Source organism: Tahibacter harae (assembly GCF_024437735.1).
GTDB classification, from domain to species: domain Bacteria; phylum Pseudomonadota; class Gammaproteobacteria; order Xanthomonadales; family Rhodanobacteraceae; genus Tahibacter; species Tahibacter harae.
Window position 1 is genome coordinate 1 of the sequence record NZ_JANFQO010000048.1, and the last position, 9,308, is coordinate 9,308.

Here is a 9,308-nt window from a genome sequence, read left to right on the forward strand (position 1 = left end):
CCCCGGCGGCGTCGCAGGCCGCGGCAACCCCGCCGCCTGCGGCTGCGGCGGACGCCCAGCCCGCAGCGCCGGCGGCCAAGGCCGCCGCTGCCGCGCAGCCGTCCGCCGCAACGGCGCCGGCCGCGGCGCTGGATGTCGCGGTGATTGGCGTCGCCGGGCTGCTGCCCGGCGTGTCCAGCATCGACGAGTACTGGACCCAGCTGCTGGCCGGCGCGACCTGTACCGGTCCGCTGCCGGCGCGCCGCATGCAGCTGCTCGGCCTGGCGCCGGACCATCTGCCGCCGGGCGAGGTGTATCCGGCGGGCTACCTCGACCGCATCGAGTACTTCGATTTCGAGCGCTTCAAGATCAATGCCGAAGAAGCCAGGGCCATGGACCCGCAGCTGCGCAAGCTGCTGGAGATGACCTGGCAGGGCGTGGCCGACGCCGGTTATGCGATGGCCGATTTCCGCCGCCGCCGTACCGGCGTGTTCGTCGCCACGCGCGGCCATTCGGGCTATTGCGACATTCCGGGCTACCGCCAGGCCGTGCCGCAGCGGCCGGATGCGGAAAGCCCGGCGCTGTACGCGAACCGGATCTCCAATGCGCTGGACCTGACCGGCCCCAGCGAGATCGTCGACACCGGCTGCTCCAGCTTCCTGGTCGCGATCCGCAACGCCATCGCCGCGCTGCGCGACGGCCGCTGCGATCAGGCCGTGGTCGGCACGGCCCAGCTGCAGCTGTCGCCGCTGGATTTCAGCCGCGGCGGCGCCTCGGCCCTGTTCAGCAAGGGCGATCGCACGCGCAGTTTCGCGCGCGATTCCGACGGTTACATCCGCGGCGAAGTGGTCGGTGTCATCGTGCTGAAACGTTCGGCCGATGCGCTGGCCGAGCACGATTCGATCTATTGCACGCTGAAGTCGGTCGGCGTCTGCCACGGCGGCAAGTCGCCGTTGAAGTGGTACAGCCCGAACGTGGAAGGCCAGCGCCTGGCGATCGAGGAAGCGCTGCGCCTGGGCCAGGTCGACCCGGCCCAGGTCAGTTATGTCGAGGCCGAGGCGAACGGATCGCAGCTCGGCGATGCGTCCGAAGTGGTGGCGATCCAGTCGGTCTATGCGCCGCGCGACGCGGCAGCCGGCGAGCGCTTCCGCATCAGTTCGCTCAAGCCGCAGTTCGGCCATGCGGAGACCGGCTCGACCTTCCCGGCCCTGCTCAAGGTGATGCTGGCGCTGCGCCACGGCGTGATACCGGGCGTGCACGGGCTGGGCGAACTCAACGAGGGCATCAAGCTAGGGGCCGGCTTCGAGATTGCCGCGCGCAACGTCGCCTGGCCGCCGCGCAGCCGCGACGGCCGGCGCCTGCTGCGCTGCGGCGCGGTGCATTCTCTGTCCCTGGGCGGAGTGAACGCCCATCTGCTTGTCGAGGAAGCCGCCGCGCCGCCGCCGCCGGCTGTGTCCGCTGCGGGGCAATCCCTGGTCTTCGTGTTCTCCGACCGCACGGTAGACGGCCTGCGGGCGACGGTGGCAAAGTACGGCAGCTTGCTGTCCGAAGACAACGGCGCTATTGCAAGCCTGGACATTGCGTCCTTCTCGTATACGCTGCAAATAGGCAGAAGCATCGAACGCCATCGGCTGGCCATCGTCGCCAGCTCGGTCGACGAACTGCGCTCCGGACTGGAGGAATGGTTTACTGGAACCGCGTATGGGGGCGGCGTGTTCAGCAACGTTGGCATGGGGGAAGCGGACGGCAGCGTGAGACGCACCGGGCACCAGGATTCTGACGGATCGGATGTGCAGCACCGCACCGCGGTCGCCCTGGCGCAGGGCTGGGTACGTGGCGAGAAAGTCGATTGGCGCAGCCTGTATCGTCCCGGGCAGCTGTTGCGCCGCCTGCATCTGCCGGCCAATCCGCTCAAGGAAACCCTGTGCTGGCGCAGCGCGGCGGGCACCGACGCGGCGGCGATCCGCGAAGAGCCGCGCATAGGCCCGCTGCTGCTGCGGCCGCACTGGGTCAACCGGCCGGTGCTGGAAACCGACGCCGCGGCCGGCACGCGCAGCCGCCGCGTGGTGTTCTGCGGCTGGCCGGAGGCGCGCGCCGAAGAATTCATCGCCCACTCGCCCGGCGTCGATGCCGCTGCGGTGTTCGCCCCGGCATCGGCCCAGTCCGGCCGGCGCTACAGCGCCATGCTCAAGAACGTGTTCGAGATCGTGCGCGAGGCGCTCAAGCAATGCCCCGAGGGCGGCCTCACGCTGCAGCTGGCGATTCCCAACGGCCTGGACAACGTCTGCCTGCAATCCCTGGCCGGCCTGCTGCGTACCGCCCGGCGCGAGCATTCCCGCCTGGTCGGCCAGCTGGTGGTGCTGGATCACCGCATCTCGCCGCTGGACTGCCGTGCGCGGCTGGAGGAAAGCGCGAATCAGCCGGACGATCTTCTGGTCCAGTACGTGCGCGGCGAGCGCTGGGTACAGGCCTGGAAGGAGGCCGCCGCGGCCGCAGAAGGCGGCGGCGCGCTGCCGGTGTTCCGCCGCGCACGGCCCGTGGTGCTGATCACCGGCGGCGCCGGTGCCCTGGGCCTGCAGATGGCGCGGCGCCTGCAGCGCGAGGCGGCCGGCCTGCGCGTGTTCCTGTGCGGCCGTTCCGAACTCAGTACGGGGCAGGCCGGCCGCCTGGATGAACTGCGCCAGGGCGGGCACGAGGTGCATTACGTCCGTGCCGATCTCGGCAAGCGCGACGAGGTGCTGGCCCTGATCGCCCATATCCGCGCCAGCGCCGGAAGCCTCGACGGCATCGTGCACTGTGCCGGGGCCCTGCGCGATTCACGAATCGTCAACAAACGCGCGGAAGATCTGGATGCCGTGTTCGCGCCCAAGGTGGCCGGGCTGTGCCATCTGGACGAGGCGACCATGGACCTGGACCTGGACTTCTTCGTCACGTTCTCGTCCATCGTCGCCGTCCTGGGTAATCCCGGCCAGGCGGACTACTCCATGGCCAATGCGTTCATGGACTCCTTCGCCGCCTACCGCAACCAGCTCGTGAGCTTCCGCCAGCGCCGGGGGCGCACCGTGTCCATCAACTGGCCGCTGTGGCACGGGGGCGGCATGGGCGTGGATGCCGAGGCGCTGGCGCGGCTGGAGCGCGAGCACGGCGCACTGCCGCTGCCGGCCGAGCTGGGGGCGGACATCGCTGTGCAGTCGCTGGCACGGAAGGAAACGCAGATCGCTGTAACTTACGGAAACGTCGACCGCATACGACGGAGTCTTTCGCAATGGGGCTTTCAATGAATGAAGTAGAAGAAAACCTGCAGGCCTTCCTGGTGAGCAAGTCTGCCGAGGTGCTCAAGATCGACGCGGGCGAAGTGCAGTGGGACGCGGATATCGACGAATACGGTTTCGACTCGATGGAAGTGAATCGCTTCTGCGTCGAACTCAACAAGCACTTTTCCATTTCCATCCAGCCGGTGCTGTTTCTCGAAGTCACCTCGCTCGCCGAGTTGAGCCGCTATCTGCTGGAGAATTTCCCCGCGCAGATCGAACAGCGCTGCCTGTGAGCTAGGAGTACCGCCATGAGCTTTCCCGGCTATACCTGCGATGCGGACCAGGAGAAGATCCTTGCCGCCAGCAAGCACCTGTACCTCGACAAGGAGGACATGGTCAATTTCCATTTCATGGCCCACCAGCGCAACCTGCTCAAGGCGCCGGACTTCATGGAGGCGTTCGAGGAAGACCTGCTGCGGCGCAAGCTGGAGGAGCTGAAGACCAACTGCCCGTTCTTCGACGAGCTGGACTACAACAAGTCCTTCATCCCGATGCCGTCCTACGAAGCCTCGGAGATGACCACCGAGCGCTTCCAGGACCTGCTCAAGGACCGCAACGCGCCGCCCATCCTGATCCGCGGCCTCACGCGCGATTCGGAGGCCGTGCAGACCTGGAACCACGAATACCTGATGAACCACTTCGGCAAGGTGTCCATCCAGGCACTGCAGTTTGCCGAGGACGGCTCCTACCAGGCGGCCGGCGATGCCGGTACCGGGCTGCTCAGCCTCAGCGAAGTGATCCGCGCCCAGCTCAGCGGCAAGAAGCAGCAGAGCTACTACGTCAACAACTCCTCGCAGATCTTCATCGACTACCCGGAGCTGCTGGAAGTGGTCGGCGGGCGCAAGGTGCTGGACCTGTTCCGCAACCATTCGGTCAACTCCTTCAGCCAGCTGTTCGTCGGCAACGTGCGCACCTGGGGCACGAACTGGCACCAGGGCAACGACCTGTCCTGCGCAATGATGATCCACGGCGTCAAGCGCTGGACCTTCATCGACCCGCGCCTGGTCTACATCCTCAAGCCGTTCCTGAACGGCCCCAACGGCATGCTGACCAAGGCCGAGGTGCGCCATTCGCTGGACTTCCAGGCCATCTACCACCCGCTGTACGCCTACATGCCGAAGTTCATCCTCGACATGCAGCCCGGCGATGCGCTGATCTTCACCAAGTACTGGCCGCACGCGGTGGTCAACGTGACCCCGTTCCAGATCATGGCCAACATGCGCATGACCGAGGTCGACCTGGAAAGCCTCAAGAAAGGCAATTCCACCGCCAACCTGATGCCGGTGTTCGACAACATCCTGAACTCCGATCCGGAGTTCATCCGCTTCAAGTTCCAGATCTACCAGACCCTGGGACAGGCGCAGAAGGCCATCGGCGACGACACCTATTTCGGCGGCTATGCCTCGACCCGCCGCGTACAGCCCACCGGAGCGGCGCCATGAAGGAATACATGCTCAACTGCGGCGACTTCAACATCATCGTCCTGCCCGAGCGCAAGCAGTATTTCATCCTCGAGGACGACGGCTCGTCCGATCCGCTGATGAATGATTTCATCGCCGGCAAGCCGATCGCCTACGACCAGCTCACGCCGCGCTGGTTCAAGTACTCGGCCGGCGAGACCTGGCGCGGCTTCGACGAGAAGGAATACGTCCTCGACGTCGACGTGAGCGAGCAGCAGCTGATCGAGAATTTCGTGCTGAAGAAGTTCAATTTCGGCAGCCTGGTCGCGCAGCGCGATCCAGGCACCGGAAAAGTGCAGATTTTCAAGCGGGACAAGCTGCCCGCTGCAGCCCAGGCCTGACGCTTGAAGCAGCGGCCGGCCCCGGCCGCTGTCGTGTCGGGAATAAACGCCGCCCGGCGCCGCAGTTGCATCGCGGCGCCGGGCGCGTCCGCTTTTCCCTGAACAGGCCGCAAGACGGAACCACGATGAAGCGCATCTCCGAAAGCAAGATCAAACAGCTCGCCGACGACTTCTTCCTGGGCGAGTTCACGGATGACGAGATGCAGGCGATGATCGTCGTCGAGGAAGAGGGCGGCGCAGCGCCCGGCGATCCGGCCGGTGCCGCGGCGGGCGCGAACGCCGTCCCCGGCGACGGTGCAGAACCGGCGGCCGCGCCGCCGGCCGCTGCCGCGGCGGAATCCCGCGGCGCCGCGCCGGCGCCGCGCGACCCGGAAGACGACGCCGTCGCGATCATCGGCATGGCCGGCTTCTTTCCCGGCGCCGATTCCATCGAACAGTTCCGCGCGCGCCTGGCGGCGCAGGACTGCCTGATCACCCAGGTTCCGTCCAACCATTTCTGCGACGAGAGCATCAGCCAGCGCTACGGCAGCTTCATCGCCGACATCTCGGTGTTCGATCACGAGCTGTTCAACATATCGGCGCGTGAAGCCCAGTACATGGATCCGCGCCTGCGCCTGCTGCTGATGTCGGCCTGGCATGCGTTCGAGGACGCCGGCATCGTGCCGGCGCAGCTGCGCGAGGCCAAGGTCGACGTGCTGGTCGCGTCGGAGGAAAGCGCCTACGGCCAGTTCATCGCCGGCGGCGAAGTGCTGCCGTATTCACCGATAGGCCCATCGTCCTGGTCGCTGCCCAACCGCCTGTCCCACGCCTACGGCTTCACCGGCAAGAGCCTGTTCATCAACACCGCCTGCTCCGGCAGCAGCGTGGCCCTGCACCATGCGGTGCGTTCGCTGCGCAGCGGCGACGCGGACTACGTGCTGGTCGGCAGCGCCAACCTGCTTTACGGCGAGATGGCGTCGCTGTCCTACCTGGGCCAGCAGGCGCTGGGCATACTCGCCGACAGCGACCGCTGCTGCCCGTTCCAGAGCGATTCGCGCGGCTTCCTGCCGGCCGAGGCGGTGGTCACGGTGCTGCTCAAGCGCCTGTCCGATGCGCGCCGCGACGGCGACCGCATCCACGGCGTAGTGCGCGGTACCCATGTCAACCACGTGGGTAACCACGGCGCGCTGACCACGCCCAGCGCCCAGGCGCAGGCGCAGGCCATGGTCGAGGCGTTCCGCGATGCGGCGGTCGATCCGGCCAGCGTCACCTACCTGGAAGCGCACGGCTCCTGCACCGTGTTCGGCGACGGCGAGGAAATCAATGGACTGGTCGAAGGCGACCGCCAGCTGCTCGGCGGCAGCGCCGCGCCGCGCTGCAAGATATCCAGCATCAAGCCCAACATCGGCCATGCCAACAGCACCTCGGGCCTGGTGTCGCTGGTGCGTGTGCTGCATGCGATCAACAGCGGCCAGCGTTTCGGCATACGCGAACTGGAGACCGGCAAGCTCGCGGTCGACCTGTCCGCGACGCGCTTCTATATCGACGCCGCGAGCGACGCCTGGGAAGAACTGCGCGACGCCGACGGGCAGCTGCTGCCGCGCCGTGCCGCGATCAACAATTTCGGTGCCGGCGGCGTCAACGCCCATGTAGTGCTGGAGCAGGCCCCGCCGGCCGCGGCGGCCGCCGGCGCGGCCGGCGCAGGCGTGTTTTTCGTCGCGTTCTCCGCCTTGTACGACGACCAGCTGGTCGAACTGGCGCGCGGCCTCGATACGCTGCTGCAGGCCAACCCCGCCAGCGATCCGGCGGCGCTGGAAGCGGCCAGCATCACCGGCCGGCGCGCCCTGCGCCAGCGCGTGGTGTTCCGCTTCGAGGACATCGCCAGCCTGCGCCGCAAGCTGGCCAAGTACGTGGATACCCGCGGCAAGAGCGGCTATTTCCTGCGCAACGACGCCTCGGCGCGCTCGCGCGCCAGCGGCCTGCTGCTGGCCAATGCCAAGCTCGCCCAGGTGCTGGAGCGGCTGGACGAAGATTCCGACAAGCGCCTGCTGTTTGAACTCTGGACCGAAGGACTGGAAGAACCGGTGCAGCGCTTCTTCCGTGCGCGCGCCTTGCCGCGCGCCGAGCTGCCGCGTTATCCGTTCCGCCTGCAACCGCTGTGGATGGAAGCGCTGCCGTCGGCCCAGGGCGCCGCGACCGCCGCGGCGGCGATCCATCCGTTGCTGCACCAGAACAGCTCCGATCTGAACGAACTGCGCTTCAGCTCCTTGCTGCAGCCGCCGCCATCGCCGGCGGCGCAGCTGGAAATGGCGCGCGCGGCGATGCGGCACGCGGTTGCGCCGCGCCCGGCGCAGCTGCACCTGCGCCAGCTCGCCTGGGCTGCGGCCGCCGCGGACACCGCTGCGCGCGCCACGCACATTGCGCTGTTCACCGGCTCGGCCGCCCAGGTCGCGTTCGAGATCTACGCCGACGCGGCCGAAGGCGCGCCGGCGCACATCCTCGCCCAGGGCATGATCGATGCCGAGCCGGCCGGCCCCGCGCCGCGGCTGGACCTGGCCGCGCTGCGCAACGGCACGGTCGAAACCGAGATCGCCGGCCGCCGCGGCTGGAGCGCGGCGCGGCGCTGGCTGCTGCCGCTGCAGGACGCCGAGGACTACAGCGGTGCCGACGACCTGCGCCGCCTGGATGAAGTGTTCGCGCTCGCCGCCGCCTGCCTGGGCAGCGCAGCGGCGCGGCCGCGGACGCTGGCCGGCCTGCAACTGTTCGCGCCCGCGCCGACCCAGTCGCTGGCCTTGTTCGCGCAGGACGCCGGCGGCGCGCTGGATGTGGCGCTGTGCGACGGCGGCGGCGCGGTGTGGGCGCGGCTTTCCGGCCTGCGCCTGGCCGGCACCAGCGTGACGGCGAGCGCGCCGGCCGCCGCTGCGCCGGTTGCCCCGGCTGCGGCGGCGCCTGTCGCTGCCGAGGCTGCGGCCAGCGGCGAGCAGTTGCTGCGCGAGCGCGTGCTGCACATGGTCAAGGTGCTGTTCGCCAAGACCGCGAAGATGCCGGTGGAAAAGGTCGAGGCGGACGAGCCGCTGGCGACCTACGGCGTCGATTCGCTGATGGTCATGCAGCTCACCGTGAAGTTCTTCGCGGTGTTCGGCGAGCTGTCCAAGACCCTGATGTACGAATTCCAGACGCTGCGTGCGCTGTCGGAGTATTTCGCCAGCGATCACGAAGCCGCGGCACGGCGCTGGTGCGGCCTGCCGGCGGCCGGCGAGACGGCAGCGCCGCCGGCGCCTGCTGTTGCTGTAGTGGAAAAAGAAACTGTTGCAGAAAGCGCGAATGTTCCGGCGGACGCGCCGCTGTCGTCCTGGCGCCAGGCGCGCCGGCGCGTGCAGCAGGAAACCCAGGCGATAGCTGCGCGCGAGCCCATCGCGATCATCGGCATCAGCGGCCGCTATCCGCAGGCGCCGGACCTGGCCACGTTCTGGCGCAACCTCAGCGAAGGGCGCGACAGCATCGGCGAGATCCCGGCCGAGCGCTGGGCGGTGGAGGCGCTGTACGAGCCCGATCGCGAGCTTTCGCGCCTGCAGGGCAAGTACTACGCCAAGTGGGGTGGATTCCTCGAAGGCCATACCGAGTTCGATCCGCTGTTCTTCGGCGTCGCGCCGCTGGAAGCGATCGACATGGATCCGCAGGAACGCCTGTTCATCGAATCCTGCTGGAGCACGCTGGAAGACGCCGGCTATACGCGCGAGCGCCTGGCGGCACAGCACAGGCGCAATGTCGGCGTGTTCGCCGGCGTGACCCGCACCGGCTACGACCTCTACGGCCCGCGCTACTGGGCGCGCGGCGAGATGATTCATCCGCACACGTCGTTCAGTTCCATCGCCAACCGCGTGTCCTACCTGTTCAACCTCGCCGGCCCCAGCCTGCCGGTGGATACGATGTGCTCGTCCTCGCTGACGGCGATCCACGAAGCCTGCGAACACCTGTACCGCGGCGAGTGCGAGCTGGCTTTGGCCGGCGGCGTGAACCTGTATCTGCATCCATCGAACTTCATCAACCTCGCGACCCAGCGCATGCTGGCCAGCGACGGCCGCTGCCGCAGCTTCGGTGCGGGCGGGGATGGTTTCGTGCCGGGCGAGGGGGTGGGCACGGTGCTGCTCAAGCCGCTGTCGGCGGCGCAGCGCGACGGCGACAGCATTTATGCGCTGATCCGCGGCACGGCGATCAACCACGGCGGCAAGACC

Annotated in this window: 5 protein-coding genes; all 5 read left to right on the forward strand. The window is 68.0% G+C overall.

The genetic code is table 11. The features are described 5' to 3' along the window. Positions 1–3,260 (forward strand): SDR family NAD(P)-dependent oxidoreductase (locus tag NM961_RS23555; RefSeq protein WP_255916878.1); only part of this gene is annotated, 3,260 nt, incomplete at its 5' end. Further along, positions 3,257–3,526: an acyl carrier protein gene (locus NM961_RS23560; protein ID WP_255916879.1), complete on the forward strand. Its 270-nt coding sequence runs from the start codon at positions 3,257–3,259 to the stop codon at positions 3,524–3,526. The genes NM961_RS23555 and NM961_RS23560, both read left to right, overlap by 4 nt. Positions 3,527–3,541: 15 nt before the next feature. After that, entirely contained in the window at positions 3,542–4,735 is a 1,194-nt protein-coding gene (locus NM961_RS23565) for a cupin-like domain-containing protein (RefSeq protein ID WP_255916880.1), read from the forward strand. Next, positions 4,732–5,094, forward strand: coding sequence for a hypothetical protein (locus tag NM961_RS23570; protein ID WP_255916881.1), 363 nt, complete (start codon positions 4,732–4,734; stop codon positions 5,092–5,094). Before NM961_RS23565 ends, NM961_RS23570 begins: the two co-directional genes overlap by 4 nt. A 125-nt stretch (positions 5,095–5,219) precedes the next feature. Further along, a partial coding sequence (locus NM961_RS23575; protein WP_255916882.1) for a beta-ketoacyl synthase N-terminal-like domain-containing protein occupies positions 5,220–9,308 on the forward strand: 4,089 nt, incomplete at its 3' end.